At 51.2% G+C, this 15,002-nt stretch carries 13 protein-coding genes; 2 read left to right on the top strand and 11 right to left on the bottom strand.

Going from position 1 to position 15,002, the window contains the following annotated elements:
- Positions 1 to 4 precede the first annotated feature (4 nt).
- The 3 genes from F0L74_RS25260 to F0L74_RS25270 all read right to left on the bottom strand — a co-directional run bounded on the left by F0L74_RS25260 (position 5) and on the right by F0L74_RS25270 (position 5,662).
- On the bottom strand, positions 5 to 3,589 hold the full coding sequence (locus tag F0L74_RS25260; protein ID WP_188316153.1) for a SusC/RagA family TonB-linked outer membrane protein: 3,585 nt from the start codon (positions 3,587 to 3,589) through the stop codon (positions 5 to 7).
- A 251-nt stretch (positions 3,590 to 3,840) separates the two neighbouring features.
- Positions 3,841 to 5,007: a FecR family protein gene (locus tag F0L74_RS25265; RefSeq protein WP_149840691.1), complete on the bottom strand. Its 1,167-nt coding sequence runs from the start codon at positions 5,005 to 5,007 to the stop codon at positions 3,841 to 3,843.
- 73 nt (positions 5,008 to 5,080) lie between these two features.
- Entirely contained in the window at positions 5,081 to 5,662 is a 582-nt protein-coding gene (locus F0L74_RS25270) for a sigma-70 family RNA polymerase sigma factor (RefSeq protein ID WP_149840692.1), read from the bottom strand.
- Between the two features lie 180 nt (positions 5,663 to 5,842).
- Between F0L74_RS25270 and F0L74_RS25275 the strand changes: the two genes are divergently transcribed.
- Positions 5,843 to 6,640 carry an SDR family NAD(P)-dependent oxidoreductase gene (locus tag F0L74_RS25275; protein ID WP_149840693.1) on the top strand — a complete coding sequence of 266 codons (798 nt, stop codon included), beginning with the start codon at positions 5,843 to 5,845 and terminating at the stop codon, positions 6,638 to 6,640.
- Positions 6,641 to 6,745: 105 nt separating this feature from the next.
- Here the strand turns inward: F0L74_RS25275 and F0L74_RS25280 are convergent, their stop codons facing one another.
- The 6 genes from F0L74_RS25280 to F0L74_RS25305 form a co-directional block, all read right to left on the bottom strand.
- Positions 6,746 to 7,672 carry a helix-turn-helix domain-containing protein gene (locus tag F0L74_RS25280; RefSeq protein ID WP_149840694.1) on the bottom strand — a complete coding sequence of 309 codons (927 nt, stop codon included), beginning with the start codon at positions 7,670 to 7,672 and terminating at the stop codon, positions 6,746 to 6,748.
- Between the two features lie 154 nt (positions 7,673 to 7,826).
- Positions 7,827 to 8,849: an aldo/keto reductase gene (locus tag F0L74_RS25285; RefSeq protein ID WP_149840695.1), complete on the bottom strand. Its 1,023-nt coding sequence runs from the start codon at positions 8,847 to 8,849 to the stop codon at positions 7,827 to 7,829.
- A gap of 78 nt (positions 8,850 to 8,927) precedes the next feature.
- Complete coding sequence (locus F0L74_RS25290) at positions 8,928 to 10,004, bottom strand: NAD(P)-dependent alcohol dehydrogenase (protein ID WP_149840696.1); 1,077 nt, start codon at positions 10,002 to 10,004, stop codon at positions 8,928 to 8,930.
- A gap of 131 nt (positions 10,005 to 10,135) precedes the next feature.
- On the bottom strand, positions 10,136 to 11,008 hold the full coding sequence (locus tag F0L74_RS25295; protein WP_149840697.1) for a helix-turn-helix domain-containing protein: 873 nt from the start codon (positions 11,006 to 11,008) through the stop codon (positions 10,136 to 10,138).
- A 4-nt stretch (positions 11,009 to 11,012) separates the two neighbouring features.
- Positions 11,013 to 12,008 (bottom strand): aldo/keto reductase, encoded by a 996-nt coding sequence (locus F0L74_RS25300; protein WP_149840698.1) that lies wholly within the window; start codon positions 12,006 to 12,008, stop codon positions 11,013 to 11,015.
- A 100-nt stretch (positions 12,009 to 12,108) separates the two neighbouring features.
- Entirely contained in the window at positions 12,109 to 13,005 is an 897-nt protein-coding gene (locus F0L74_RS25305; protein WP_149840699.1) for a helix-turn-helix domain-containing protein, read from the bottom strand.
- A 134-nt stretch (positions 13,006 to 13,139) separates the two neighbouring features.
- Here F0L74_RS25305 and F0L74_RS25310 point away from each other — a divergent pair, with 134 nt between their 5' ends.
- The gene (locus F0L74_RS25310) at positions 13,140 to 13,715 is read left to right on the top strand and encodes an LOG family protein (protein ID WP_149840700.1); all 576 of its coding nucleotides are present in this window, start codon (positions 13,140 to 13,142) and stop codon (positions 13,713 to 13,715) included.
- An 84-nt stretch (positions 13,716 to 13,799) separates the two neighbouring features.
- Here F0L74_RS25310 and F0L74_RS25315 read toward each other — a convergent pair whose 3' ends face one another.
- Both F0L74_RS25315 and F0L74_RS25320 read right to left on the bottom strand, forming a co-directional pair.
- Complete coding sequence (locus F0L74_RS25315; protein WP_149840701.1) at positions 13,800 to 14,219, bottom strand: OsmC family peroxiredoxin; 420 nt, start codon at positions 14,217 to 14,219, stop codon at positions 13,800 to 13,802.
- 163 nt (positions 14,220 to 14,382) lie between these two features.
- Entirely contained in the window at positions 14,383 to 14,895 is a 513-nt protein-coding gene (locus F0L74_RS25320) for a hypothetical protein (protein WP_149840702.1), read from the bottom strand.
- Positions 14,896 to 15,002: the final 107 nt, after the last annotated feature.

Here is a 15,002-nt window from a genome sequence, read left to right on the forward strand (position 1 = left end):
TAGATTAGAAAGTAACATTGAGATTAAATGAGTAGTTCTTCGTAGGCGCCCACCCGGTATAAGATCCGGCAAACATGTAATCCGGGTCTATATGCTCCTTGTTCTTGCGCCAGATGATACCCAGGTTATTCACGGAACCGTTCACCACCACTGATTTTACCACTTTTAGCCGGGTAAGCGCTTTGCCGGGCAGCGTATACCCCAGCGATAGCATCTGCAGGCGTATATGATCCGCATCAATAACGTTGGCAGTAGCGTTCATATAACGGTTAATACTCGTTCCGTTATAATTTGTAAGGCCAGGAATGTTGGTAAAGGCTTCATCTCCGGGCTTGCGCCAGCGGTTCACCAGGTCTTTACTGGTTTGCAGGAACCCCTCGAAGGCGTCGCCTGTGGGATAGAAAGAAGTATTAATGCCCTGTTTCATCACTTTATAACCCAGGTAATAGGCGGCTGTTATATTCAGCGACAGCTGTTTGTAACGCAGGCTTTGCGAAAAGCCGCCAAAATAAGCCGGCGTGGTGCGCCCCACATATACCCGGTCTTCCGGTTTCAGCTCCGTATCATCAGCGGAGCTGATGATCTTCCCCTGCGCGTCATAGATCTGCGATTGCCCCGCATTATCCAGGCCTGCCCAGCGGTACAGGAACAGGTTATCTACCGGGTAACCGGCAATGGGCATGGAGTTAACGTACGGGCTCAGGTTCGAAAAAGGGAAACGGTTGTCTGTTACTTTGCTCGTGCTGTGGCTAATGTTATAGCTGGCCGTCCATGTCCAGTTCTTTGCGCGGACAAGATCTCCCGTCAGACTCAGCTCCACGCCATTACTGTGCATATCAGCGGTATTATACGCCAGCTCAGGCCACCCATAGGTTGGGTTTACCGGCAGCGAAGCCAGTATGCCGTAAGAATGTTTGCTATAGATATCAAAAGTGACCATCAGCCGGTTTGCAAAAGCGCCGGCGTCTATGCCAAAGTTCAGCTGCCGGGTGGTTTCCCAGGTAAGGTCACGGTTGGCGGGTATCCCTAAGGTGGCAGACCCCGTAGGTGAGTTCAGCGGGTCTGCGGCATTGATATTGACGATGGCAAACGGCGTGGCGGTGGAGGGGATGGTACCACCCGTTCCCAGTGAGGCGCGTAAGGATAAACCGCTCAGCCATTTGTTAATAGCCGCCCGCATAAACGACTCGCCGCCCACATTCCATCGTAAGCCGCCAGACCATAGCGGAATAGCCCTTTTACGCCGCTCTACCCCTACCAGGTTATGATCGTCAAACCGCACGCTGCCGGATATAGCATAACGGTGCTGGTACTCATAAGAGGCATTGCCGAAATAAGAGAGATAACGCAATTTATACACGGCTACGGAGGTATTCTGGCCGCCAATGATAGAGGTAGCGCCATAGATGTTCTTATACGGCGTGGTAGGATTCACAGATATAGAGGTATAGGTTTCCTGGTCAAATCCGTAGTGCGACTGGCTATAGGCACTACCGGCCGACTGCCGGATCTCGCTGCCGCCGATCATGCTGATATGATGTACATCGTTAAAGGTCTTATCAATATTCAGCTGCGCGCGCAGGGAATAATCTTCCGTAAGGCTATGACTGGTATATAGTATATCTCCCTTCGGAAAACCGTACACCGGCTTGCCATTGGTGAAGGTGGTGCCTTCATTGATCTTGTTCTTTACCACATAAGCGCTCATTTGCTGCAGCGCATCCATATCTACGATATTGCGCTGGTACATGCCGGCAAAATCCACATGCAGCCAATCTGCGATATTAGCCCGTATCTGCGAGGTAAGGCGGGTACCTGTAGTTTTGTAGCTGTTACCGGATTGCAGCTCGTCAAACGGGTTATAGGTCCAGGGCAGGTAACCCATCCGGGTAAAACTGTCTATCACCTCCGGTTTAAAGAGGAGAGCACGGGTAATAGGCTGGCCCTGCTCATCCACCAGCAGATCATAGGGGCGCAGGCCAAACTGGCCGGGGCTCATTGCCTGCTGGGCGGCGCTGTTCACTCTACGGTCGCTGTATAACTGGTTCAGCCCCGTGGTCACCGTCAGCTTTTTATTAAAGAAATCATTGGTAAGGTTCGCCAGCAGGGAATAACTCTTACTGTCATTGTTCCTGAACACCGGCGTGTTGGCAGAGTAGTTGCCGGATATATAGTAGCTGCTGTTCGCAGCCCCGCCAGACAAAGAAAGATTGTGTTGCTGGGTAATAGCCTGCTGTAACAGGTATTTACGGATCTGGCCCACATTGTTGCGCTGTGATAGCTGCTCCAATCGGGCGTCCATCTGCGCGGCCGTAATATCCCCGCGCTGGGCGGCATACATGATATTGGAGGCTTCGCTTACATTAGGATTACGCCAGTAGCCAACAGGATCGCCGCGCAGGTAGCCTTTGTCAAACAGTTCTTTCTCAAAATCCACATACTCCCGGCTGTTCATCATGTTCAGGTTGTTCATATCCGGCATGGCAGATACGCTCAGGGTGGAGTTGGCATTCACCGTGGTACGGCCACGCAACCCCTTCTTGGTCTCTATCACTATTACGCCATTGGCCGCCCTGGAGCCCCAGATGGAAGCCGCTGCGGCATCCTTCAGGAAGGTGATGCTCTGTATATCTGCCGGGTTAAATACGCTGAGGATAGTACTGTTGGTAATAGGGATACCCGTGTTGGAATTAGGATTGATAGCGCCCTCGCTAAACGTGGAACCGGGGTAGTTGGCCAGGTTCTGTTCTATGGCAGGAAAACCATCAATAACGATCAGCGGCGTGCTGCTGCCCGCGCCAAAATTATTATCCCCCCGGATCTGGATCTTGTTTTTAGCTACGTCAAAACGTACGCCCGGTACTTTGCCTTCCAGCCGCTCCATCAGGTTAATGGAAGGATTGGCCTCTATCTCTTTGGCCGTGATCAGCTTATAGGATCCGGTATTGGCGGTGGGGTCTATCTTCTGATAGCCCGTGCTGGCTGCCGATACGTCCACACCGGCCAGCTCCCGCCGCCGCGAATACATACGGAACACAGTGTATTCCGTTTCGCCTTTCATCTTCAGCTTCTTTGTTTGTTTAACATAGTTTACATGCGTAATGGTGAGGGTATAGTTGCCCTCCGGTATGCTGTCAAAACTGAACGATCCCGTAACATCCGTTACCCGCTGCTTATTCAGCGGCTGCAGGGTCACAGAGGCGCGTTCAACAGGCTGGCCTTCCTCATCCTCCACCCTCCCGTAGAAAGGCTGGGTTTCCTTACCGGCCGCCTGTTCCAGCAGCTGGCTCACCAGCGATTTTTTACTGACCACGATCGTTCTGTCTTTCACCGTATAACTCAGCGGCAGATCTTTCAGCGCTTTGTTCATAAAGGTCTCCAATGGCTGGTCCTTTGCATACAGCGTTACGCCTGCCAGCGTATCCAGCACGGCCTGGTCATAAAAGACCACATACCCTGTCTGTTGTTTGATCGCTTTAAATACATTCATTAATGACTCGTTCCTGCAGGCATAGGTGACGGTCTGCGAATAACTGCTGGCGCTTACCTGTAAAAAGGCGGTCAGCAGGATGATGGTTGATAACTTCATAACACGCAGTGCTAGAATGGTTAACCGGCAACTGTCCTTAAAATTTCGCGCCGGTATTTGTCTACTACGGCTTCCGGGCATGACAATACTTTCCCGGTTACAAAAAGCCTTAAAATGCATACTTTTGTAAAGGTTTTTGGTTGATAATAAAAATGATGTCTTCAGCAGACCTTATTTACATACCGGCCGGAACCATCCGCCGTTCTACCTCCCCGTAGAACGGTTTCTTTTTCCAGCACGGTCTTTACCGGTTATCCCGGTAGTACGATCACTTTCTTTTCATTTTCTATTTTAAATTTTACGTCCATTGTTTCCAGTATCTCCAGTACGGCAGAAAGGGGCAGGCTGCGTTGTATTTCACCGCCAAACTTGCGTTCCGGCGCTTTACCGGCAAACACCACTTCTATATCATACCAGCGGGCCAGCTGCCGCATCACTTCCGTTAAGCCCTTGCCGTTAAAATTGAATACGCCGTTCTTCCAGGCCACTGCCTGCTCCGTGTCTGCATGATCCAGCACGCGCAGCTCATTCTCCCCACTTGTCTGCGCCTGCTGTCCCGGCCTTAGCACAACGCTTTTCCCGGCGCCGGCTGCCACCCGTACGCTGCCCTGCAACAGCGTGGTATTGATGGCCGCTTCATCTGCATAGGCATTTACATTGAACTGTGTGCCCAACACTTGTATATCCGTAGCATTGTTCACCTTTACCATAAACGGTTGGGCAGCATTGGCGGCTACTTCAAAATATACCTCGCCGGTCACGGCCACCTTACGCTCCTTACCGGTAAACGCAGTAGGGTAAGTGATGGACGAAGCGGCATTCAGCCACACGCCGGTGCCATCCGGCAGCGTAAGCCGGAACTGTCCGCCCTTGGGCGTACGCAGGGTATTATTACTTACCATCGCATCGTTATTGCCGGCCTTGTACACCAGGCGCCCACCCTGCTGACTAACCGTTGTCCTGCCCTGTTGTATCACCTGGCGGCCGGTACTGTCCAGCATTACGGTGGCCCCATCTGCCAATACCAGCACCGCCTTATTACTGCCCGGCAATATTACCGGCGCCTGCGCCTGGCTGATCTGCGGCGGCGCCGGCATACGCTGCTGCCATAGGATAATGCCAGCCATGATCAACACCAGTATCACCGCTGCGGCAGCCCAGCCATGGCGGTATAACGGTATCACACGTTTGTTACCGCTGCCCAGTATATGCTGTAATATCCCCGCGCCCTGGTCCGCGCTAAACTGCGGATCGGCTACCGGCAGTGATTCCCAGTGCCGTTGCAGTAAAACCGGCAATACCTCCCGCGCAGCGGGGTCCCCGGCGATTAACGCCATCAACTCAGTTTCCTCTTCACGGCTGATCCTGTCTTCGTAATAAAGCTCAAACAAATGTTGTATACGTTCCCTGCTTGTCATGGATGAGATGATTGGTGGTTTGTATAAGGACAAACCCAACCGGCAAAAAGTAGATATGGGAACAGGAATTTTTTTAAAAAAACTTCCGGAGCAGGAAAATGGGGATGGCCAGCAGGGGATGTCTGTCCTTAATATAATCGCTGATAGATGCAACGGCCAGCTGCATGTACTTCTTTACCGTGGCTACGGTAAGCCCCGTACGGGCGGCTATCTCTGCCTGCCGCAAACGCTCGCGGCGGCTTAACAGGTAGATCTTCTGTTGCTGGGGCGGTAACTGGCGGATGGCTTCATCGATCAGCGAGTGCAGCTGCTGCAGGTCATCATCCACGCTGTCTGTTTCCGTTTGTCCTTGCAGGTAGGCCGTAAGATTGCTGCGCTCCCGCGCTGTTTTCTGCAGGGCATTTAATGCACGGTGTTTGGCGATCACCCACAGGTAGGCACGGAACGCCGTTACATGGCACAGGCTTTCGCGTGTTATCCATATTTTAAAGAATACATCCTGCACAATCTCTTCCGTTTCCTGTTGGGAACGGGTAATGCGGAATACATGGGTAGACAACAGCGGATAGTATTGGTTGAATAGCTGGGTAAAAGCGGCTTCGTCTCCGGCTGCTACCTGTAGCAGCAACGCCCGCTCTTCCTGTTGTGGATCCACTGCGCTCAAAGATTACCTCCTGGATTTACGTACCGGGGGCTAAAAATAATAAATGCAGCGCTTTTTTTCTATATCCTCACCACCCCGGATATTTGATTTGCGCAAACATTGGATTGAATCCCGCAAACAACACCCCTCCTGCTCACGGTAACTTTGTGCTACCGAAAAAAGGAATATATCATGGACTTAAAATTATCAGGTAAAAGAGCCCTTGTCACCGGCTCCAGCGCAGGGCTGGGCGAGGCCATTGCCCGCCTCCTGGCGGCAGAAGGCGTAGCAGTGATCGTGCATGGCCGCGATGAAGCCCGCACCCAGGCCGTAACAAAAAGCATACAGGCAGCAGGCGGTAAAGCCTTCGCCACTACCGGCGACCTCTCCACAGACGCCGGCGCGGACGCCGTGGCAGCGGCCGCCCTGGCAAACGGCCAGATAGATATACTGGTGAACAACGCAGGCGCATACCCGCATAGCGGCTGGACAGACACCAGCTCCTCCAGCTGGGTAGACACCTACGAACAAAATGTAGTATCCGGCGTGCGCATGGTACAGCGTCTATTGCCACAGATGCGGCCACTGGGCTGGGGCCGTATTATCCAGATTGGCGGTGGCCTGGCCGTACAACCTATCGCCTCCCTGCCCCATTATAACGCCTCCCTGGCAGCCCGGCACAACCTGGCTGTATCCCTGGCCCGGGAGCTCAAAGACTCCGGTATTACCTCCAATGTAGTGGCGCCGGGCGCTATCCTGCTGCCCGGCATAGAAACATGGCTCAGGAACATAGCCCCCAAATTCGGCTGGGGCGATCAGTTGGAGGATATGGAGAAAGGGGCGGTGCGCGATATAGTGCCCAATGATATTGGCCGCTTTGGCCGGCCGGAAGAAATTGCCGCCGCAGTGGCGTACCTGGCCAGCCCCTGGGCAGATTATGTGACTGGTGAAGTGTTACGGGTAGATGGTGGTACTATTAAATCAGTATAAGAAAATGGATGTAGACCTGGTAAGAAAGGCGGTTGTGCTCAGGTCCTCTACACCGAAACAATTAATAGTACGCTACCACTCTTTTCTTACAAAATTCAAATAATCTCAGGCCCTGTACTTCAACGGGGCCATCCCCGCTTCCTTCTTAAAGAAGTTAGAGAAATGCGCCACTTCATCAAATCCCAACGACCAGGCGATCTCAGAAACCGTCCAATCCGTTTGTTTCAACAGGATCATGGCCTCTTTAGTTACCCGGCCGGAGATCAGGGCTGTAGTGGTTTTACCCGTTTGTTCCTTTAATACTTTATTCAGATGGTTTACATGCACCGCCAGCCGGTCCGCATAATCTTTGGCCGTCCGCAGGCTTAGCTGCTGCTGCGGAGACTCAATAGGGAACTGTCTTTCCAGCAATTCAATAAACAGGGAAGATACCCTGGCAGCCGCATTATGCGTAGGATACAACGCCGTAGCCGGCTGCAGCTTTTGCCCGTAATGGATCAGCTCTAATACGTAATTACGCAACAGATCGTATTTATAGGCATAATTAGAAACTAATTCCCGGTGCATCTTTACAAAGATCTGGTTCAGCTCCGCTACCTCTTCTGCTGATACCTGGAAAACAGGATAACCGCCGGACTTAAATATAGGCAGCTCATCTAGCATAACGCCACTCTTGGTCCTTACCAGGAACTCATCCGTAAATATGCAGAAATGCCCTTTCTGGTCCAGGTTCTCCGGCAGCCAATGGTAGGGCACTTTGGGCGTACCAAACAACAGCGCACTATCTTCAATTTCAATCACCTTATCTGCATACTCCGCCCGGTTACGGCCAGTGATCAGGCTTATCTTGTAATACGCCCGCCGGTTATACGGCATAGTGCGGTCTTTGCGGATGCCCTGCATCACCTCCGCTATGTTAAATACATTAAAATGGCCTATCTCTTTATGGATATCAGGCGGCAGTAAGGAACTCAGATCAACACCTGTTGCACCCGTAAGGTCCTCGTAGAACTTTTCAAGTGATCTATTCATGATGCACCTTTTTTGCAAATTTCAAATGTAAAGGTACATCATCCCGGCTAAATCACCGGAAGATGTCGCCAGATCACTTACTCATCTGTAAAAAAAACGGGGGGCATCTTAACAGACGCCCCCCGTTTTATGAAGGTACTGATAGTCATGATCTTTATTGATCCCGCTGTCCTTTATGGCGGGCCACCATCCACCCGGGATACTGGGCAGGCAGGGGGCTCACCGCATCCAGCTTTTTCAGATCATCTGCAGACAGCATAATATCTGTGGAAGCGATATTGGCATGCAGCTGTTCGGTCGTTTTAGCGCCAATAATGGTGCTGGTAACGCCCGGTTGCTGCCGTACCCAGGCCAGCGCTACCTGCGCAGGCGTGGCATTGTATTGCTGACCAATGGTCTTCATCACATCCACCGTATCATATGCTTTCTCCTTGTCGATTGGCGGAAAGTCGAACGTTTCCCTGCGGGAACCGGCAGATCCGCCTTCCCGGGTAAATTTACCGGTCAGGAAACCGCCTGCCAGCGGGCTCCAGGGGAAGATAGACAAGTTATGGTTTGCCGCCATCGGTACCAGCTCATGCTCAATATCACGGCTTACTACAGAATAGTAATGCTGCAGCCCCATGAATTTATGCCAGCCGTTATAGAATGCTATTGCCTGGGCCTTAGCTACCATCCATGCAGGCCAGTTACAGATCGCAATATACCGCACCTTACCGCTGTTCACGATATCGTTCAGCGAACGTAAGATCTCTTCTATCTCCGTATAAGGGTCTACGCCATGTACGTACAGGATGTCCACATGATCCATCTGTAAACGTTGCAGGCTCTGATCTACGGAATTAAAGATATGATAGCGGGAAAGCCCTACATCATTGGGTTTTTCGCTCATCCTTCCCAGCACTTTGGTGGCTATCACTATCTCATGCCTGGGAATACCCAGGTCTTTCAGGGATTGCCCCAGCAGCTGTTCTGATTGTCCAAGGGAATATACATTGGCCGTATCTATAAAGTTGATGCCTGTTTCGATCACGGTCTTCATCATATCATTCACATCCTGCTGCTGCAGTTTGCCGATATGTCCCCATATACCTGCACTCTGGCCGCCAAAGGTCATGGTGCCAAAACACAGCTCAGATACCCGCAGGCCGGTGTTCCCTACATAATTATACTTCATCTGTCAAAAAAGGGTTTAATAGTATTTACTGTAAACATACATTCACAGCAATGGATTAATAATCTTTGGCTGTCAGCATCAGTTGCCGGCAATAGACTTCATGTCTATCACAAAACGGTAGCGTACATCGCCTTTCAGCAGGCGTTCGTAGGCTTCGTTGATCTGCTGTATGTTGATCAGCTCAATGTCTGAAACGATCCCGTGTTTGCTGCAGAAATCCAGCATCTCCTGGGTTTCTGCAATACTGCCAATGGCGGAGCCGCTGAAGTTCCTGCGGGGCAGTAACAGGTTAAACGCAGCTACCGGCAGTGGATGCTCCGGCGCGCCCACCAGCGCCAGTGTGCCATCCAGCTTTAACAGCTGCAGGTAAGCATTGATATCGTGGCTGGCAGAAACGGCGTCCAGGATAAAGTTCAGGCTCTTGGCTTTTTTAGCCATTGCATCGGCGTCGCTGGAAAGTACCACTTCATCAGCGCCCAGGCGCATAGCGTCTGCACGTTTGCTTTCTGAGGTGGTGAATACGGTTACATGCGCGCCCATGGCATGCGCCAGTTTAATGGCCATATGCCCCAGACCGCCTATACCTACCACGCCTACTTTTGTGCCGGGGCCTACATTCCAGTGCCTTAACGGGGAATAGGTAGTGATGCCTGCGCATAATAAAGGCGCTACAGCGGCCAGCTCCAGGTTCTCCGGTACGCGCAGCACAAATTTTTCGTTCACCACAATGCGCTCAGAATAACCGCCAAAGGTCCGTTTGCCTTCCTGGTGCAGGTCCGGATCATTATAAGTGCCGGTAAAACCTACCTCGCAGTATTGCTCCTGCCCTATCTTACATTGCTCGCATTCCTGGCAGGAATCCACCATACAACCCACTGCGGCCAGATCACCTGTTTTAAAACGGGTTACGTGATCACCTACCCGCACTATCTTGCCTACGATCTCGTGGCCAGGCACACAGGGGTAAACAGTGCCATGCCATTCGTTGCGGGCAGTGTGCAGATCAGAGTGACAAACACCGCAGTACATGATCTCGATCTCGACATCATGCGGGGTGGGCTCCCGCCGTTGAATAGACATAGCAGCCAGCGCCTCATCAGCCGCATTGGCGCCAAAAGCCCTGACGTTTGTCGTTGTTACATTTGTAGTTGCCATAATACATTGATTTTTTAGCAGAGCCTTGCAAAGCTCCGTACGGTGATTGATCTTTCAACAAAAAACATGAATTGGATAATAGGAAACAACTACCGGCCTGCCCGTTAACGATAATTTTAACTGCCGGGGCCTCACAGGCGGAAAGCCCGGAGCGATTGCCGCGCGTTTTCCTCAAAGAAGCGGATAAACTCCGCAGGCGCCCTAAATCCTAACGCCGTGGCGATATCTGCAATGGGCCAGTCCGTATGCTTCAACAGTCCCTGCGCTTCCTGCAAAAGCCGGTCTGTGATACATGCGCTGGTACTTTTATCCTGCTCCGTCTTTAATGCCCGGTTCAGCTGCGCTACAGATACGCCCAGGCAACGGGCAAATTCCGCCGGCGCCCGTAATATGGCCCGCGGCGGGTTGGGCCGAACGGGAAACTGTCTTTCCAGTAACTCCCTGAAACAAGCACTTATCCGGTCGCTGCCTTGCTGGGTGAATGCCTCCGCCGGCTGCAGTTTAGGAGCGCGGTGCAGCAGCTCCAGCACAATGGCCCGCAGCACATCGTATTTATATGGATAGTTGCTATTGATCTCCGCCTGCATCCGCGCAAAGATGCCCGCTATCTCCTCCTTTTCCCCGGCATTCAACTGGTAAACAGGATCGCCGCCCGGCTTAAACACCGGGTAATCCTGCAATACGCCCAGCCCCTCGAAGAATGCCGCGGTAAACACACAGCAGTACCCGGATTGATGCAGGGGATCCAGCTGCTCAACACTATAAGGTATCAGCGGGTTGCCAAAACACAATGCAGGCGGCTTTGTTTCAATAGAGCGGTTGGCATAATGATACACATTCCGGCCCAGCACCAGGCTTATCTTATAATAATCCCGCCGGCTATAGGGCCATGGCTGCGGATGCACGCCTATATAGGCATCCAACGGAAATACATTGAACTGGTCAATATCCTTTTTCACCGCATCCGGCAGCAATGCATCCTTATCCCTGAATGGAGCTTTCACCGGTTCAATGGTTCACCATCTTCGCGTTGAACTCATTGTACCGTTCCCCTACATTGGGGTATTGGGCCAGGATGCCCGCAATGGCGGCCTGGTCTTCCTGTGATAGCTGAATATCTGCCGCGGCCGCATTCTCTACCAGGTATTTCTGTTTCTTGGTGCCGGGAATGGGAATAATGTCGTCGCCCTGGTTCAGTACCCAGGCAAGTGCCAGCTGTGCGGCTGTCCAGCCTTTGCTTTCCGCAAACTGCCGGAAGGCCTGCGCCAGCGACAGGTTATTTTGCAGATGGTCGCCACTATAACGGGGAGAGGTTCTCCTGAAATCATTATCCGGCGCCTGGCTCATATCAATACTGTCATTGGTCATAAGACCCCTGGATAGCGGGCTGAATGGCACAAACGAAATACCCAGCTCCCGTAAAGTGGGCAGTATCTCCGCTTCTACGCCCCGGGTAAGCAGGGAATATTCGCTCTGCAGCGCGGCAATTGGATGTACCGCATGCGCCTTACGGATGGAAGCCGCAGATGCTTCTGACAGCCCCAGGTACTTTACCTTACCCTCTTTTACCAGCTCAGCCATAGCGCCTACCATCTCCTCTACCGGTACATTGGGGTCAATACGGTGGGCATAATAAAGATCTATCTCATCAATGCCCAGCCGCCGCAGGCTGCCTTCTACCGCCGTTTTCATATAGGCGGGAGATACGTCCAGCGTGGCGCTCATATTGCCGCCGCCCAATGCCATATTCGTAAATCCAAACTTGGTGGCAATAAATACTTTGTCGCGGTTAGGTACCAGTACCTTTGATATCAGCTCCTCATTTTTACCGGCGCCATAGATATCCGCCGTATCCCAGAAATTAATACCCAGGTCCAGCGCTTTATGCAGGGTGGCGATGGATTCCTGGTCATCGGGTACGCCATAGGCATGGCTCATGCCCATGCAACCCAGGCCTGTAGCAGATAATGCTACGTCTGTATTTCCTAGTTTCCTGTATTTCATGATGGCTATTGTTTGATCTTGCGTGCACAAAGTTCAGGGTTATCTGCTTGCTTTGTATAACCGCAATCAAACAAAAAATAGCAAAATTCAAACAAGTCTTTTATTTCCGGAAAGCATTGGGGGTTTGCTGCATGTTCTTCTTAAAGAAGGCTATAAAATGGGATGGTTCTTCAAATCCAAGACAGTAGCCAACTTCAGCAACGTTCCAGTCCGTATGTTTAAGCAGGATACGCGCTTCCTGGATAATACGCTCCGCGATGAGCCCGGAAGTGGTATGGCCGGTCACAGATTTTAAAGACCTGTTCAGGTGATTAATATGTACAGAAAGATGGGTGGCAAAGTCTGCCGGCGTACGCAGCTGCATTTTCTGCTGGGGCGACTCAATAGGGAACTGCCGCTCCAGCAACTCCACGAATAAAGACGCAATACGGGTATTGGCATTGCTGTCAGTAAAAAAGGTGGTATCCACAGGCGTCATGCGCATGGCTTTATGGATCAGTTCCAGCACCAGCGCCCGTATCAGATCATATTTAAAGGCATATTCTGTTTTGATCTCCGCAAACAGCCGCTCAAAAATAGCCTGCACCTCCTTCAGCTCCTCACCCTTCAGTGAGAAAAAAGGGCTGGTGCCTGGCTGAAAGACAGGATATTCCCGGATATTGCCAAACTGCGAAAAGAAGGCTTCTGTAAAAATGCAGAAACAACCGTCCTGCTGCTCATCCAGGTGCTCGCATTTGTAGGGGATCATCGGGTTGGAGAACAACAGCGCAGCATCGGCTATCTCAACCGTCTTATCGGCATAGAAATACCGGTTCCGGCCCTTAACAAGGGTGATCTTATAAAAATCCTTACGGCTGAAAGGCGCCGGCGCCGCATTAGGGCCAACAAATTCCTTCATCCGGAAAACATTAAAATGGCCTATTTCCCGTTTCAGGTTGTCTGGCATCCAGTTTAGTTTCCGCCGGTAAAATTCTTCTATATTCTCCGTCTTTTCCATGGCTATACTACTTATAACATGCAAAACTAGCAAAATTCAAACAGATTAGCAGACAATCGCCAAAACCGGTCATGCTACGCTGCCTTCCATTTTCGTGGCCCATTCCCTACATTTGTCACAATCCAACAACATTCATGAAAAGCTTAACTGTATTCTGTGGTTCCAATACCGGCAACCACTCCTCCTATCTCCAGGCCTGCGACCAGCTGGCAGAACTGCTGGTAACCCGTAATATGGAACTGGTATATGGCGGCAGCCATCTTGGCCTCATGGGCAGACTGGCAGACGCCGTTCTCTCCAGGGGCGGAAAAGTGACCGGCGTGATCCCGGAAAGACTGGTGGAAAAGGAAATTGCCCATACAGGCCTCACCATGCTGGTAGTGGTAAAGACAATGCACGAGCGCAAGGCCCGGATGGCAGAGCTCTGCGACGGGTTCCTGGCGCTGCCCGGCGGCATTGGCACCATTGAGGAGATCATGGAAGTGTATACCTGGAACCAGCTGGGCTACCATGCCAAACCCTGTGCCCTGCTGAACATAAATGGCTATTATGATCATTTGAACAGCTTCCTGGATCATATGGTGAACGCCCGGTTCCTGAGGGAGGAACAACGCTCATTATTGCTCAGCGGCGACAATATCGAAACGCTCATCGACCAAATGGCCAGCACGAAAATTGAATTCCAGGATAAATGGATCAATGGTAAATAATATATCCCGTCTCCATCAAATACCTAAATAAAATAGGGTGTACCATACCTGATACACCCTCCATAAGATCGCCTGCAAACAAGATCAGGCATAAGTAACGCCCAGCGTAATGGGCACGCTCAGCGCTTTTGAAATAATACAACCTGCTTTGGCGCCTTCCGCAATCTCTTTAAACTGGGCCTCGCTTACGCCGTCAATAGGCGCGCCTTTGATCTCCAGGTGGATACCGGTCACGCTCAGTGACTGCATATCCAGGTCCAGGATAGCCTCTGTATTAAGATCATTAGGGGTAAAACCAGCCTTGGTTAAGGCGGCGCTTACAGCCATGGTAAAACAACCGGCATGCGCTGCTGCCAGCAGCTCTTCCGGATTGGTACCTATACCATCAGCAAAACGCGTCTTAAATGAGTAATTGGTATTATTCAACACGGTGCTCTGGGAAGTAAGTTCTCCCTGACCTTCTTGTAATGAGCCGTTCCAATGGGCTTTGGCTGTACGCTTCATAGTTGTATATTTAATTGGTTACGCGCCAAAGTTAGGCATTCACCCGTCATCATCCATTGTAATATTTCTGTTAATTATTGTATTTTTTATAAGGCATGCCCCGTCATTAAAAAGGGCCGGCCAGATATCCCTGGCCGGCCCCGCTACGTTCACCAAAAAACTGCTATTTGAAAAGCAGTACGTTAAACATCTGAACAGACGTTTGTACGTTGCTGTTAGACAGCTTTGTATTCCTGAACCGGATATTGGTGAAGTTATTGCGACCGGTATAAAAAACATTAAAAGGTTGGGTGATCTGCTCGCCGGTAGAGAAAGATACCGTAGAGATACCGGTATAAGTATCGCCCGCAGCCAGCACAAACTGGATATCGATCCTGAAACTAACGTCGCCGGTAAATACCTGGTCAAATAACACAAACTCATGGTGCAGATCCCGGTCAGCGCCAAACACTAATACCAGGTCATCAGCTGTAGCTGCTTCCGGATCTACATTAGAGATCCTGCCGGAGCCGGATAATTGGATAACACCGTCTGCATTGGCCAGCTCACGGTTATCAATGGTGGCTACGGTGGAGATAACGCCGCCGGCAGCCGCATCACCGGATCTGCCTAAATGGCCTGGGGTACCTTGATTGAGGGAATTGTCTACCTGCTGGTAAATTCTTGACTTTAACATAACTGATTACGCTTAATTTTTAATAATGGTGTAGAGATAGCTGCTGTCACGTTCTATGCGCCGGTGACAGCGCCGGAAATGAGCGGCGCGCTCAGGAACAGGGGTCC

This window comes from Chitinophaga agrisoli (assembly GCF_008386695.1).
Lineage (GTDB): Bacteria > Bacteroidota > Bacteroidia > Chitinophagales > Chitinophagaceae > Chitinophaga > Chitinophaga agrisoli.

Bases quoted from the DNA above. Each gene is read 5' to 3' on its own strand.
- F0L74_RS25260 (WP_188316153.1), bottom strand. From the start codon at position 3,589: ATGAAGTTATCAACCATCATCCTGCTGACCGCCTTTTTACAGGTAAGC.
- F0L74_RS25300 (WP_149840698.1), bottom strand. From the start codon at position 12,008: ATGAAATACAGGAAACTAGGAAATACAGACGTAGCATTATCTGCTACA.
- F0L74_RS25290 (WP_149840696.1), bottom strand. From the start codon at position 10,004: ATGGCAACTACAAATGTAACAACGACAAACGTCAGGGCTTTTGGCGCC.
- F0L74_RS25310 (WP_149840700.1), top strand. From the start codon at position 13,140: ATGAAAAGCTTAACTGTATTCTGTGGTTCCAATACCGGCAACCACTCC.
- F0L74_RS25320 (WP_149840702.1), bottom strand. From the start codon at position 14,895: ATGTTAAAGTCAAGAATTTACCAGCAGGTAGACAATTCCCTCAATCAA.
- F0L74_RS25315 (WP_149840701.1), bottom strand. From the start codon at position 14,219: ATGAAGCGTACAGCCAAAGCCCATTGGAACGGCTCATTACAAGAAGGT.
- F0L74_RS25280 (WP_149840694.1), bottom strand. From the start codon at position 7,672: ATGAATAGATCACTTGAAAAGTTCTACGAGGACCTTACGGGTGCAACA.
- F0L74_RS25285 (WP_149840695.1), bottom strand. From the start codon at position 8,849: ATGAAGTATAATTATGTAGGGAACACCGGCCTGCGGGTATCTGAGCTG.
- F0L74_RS25265 (WP_149840691.1), bottom strand. From the start codon at position 5,007: ATGACAAGCAGGGAACGTATACAACATTTGTTTGAGCTTTATTACGAA.
- F0L74_RS25275 (WP_149840693.1), top strand. From the start codon at position 5,843: ATGGACTTAAAATTATCAGGTAAAAGAGCCCTTGTCACCGGCTCCAGC.
- F0L74_RS25305 (WP_149840699.1), bottom strand. From the start codon at position 13,005: ATGGAAAAGACGGAGAATATAGAAGAATTTTACCGGCGGAAACTAAAC.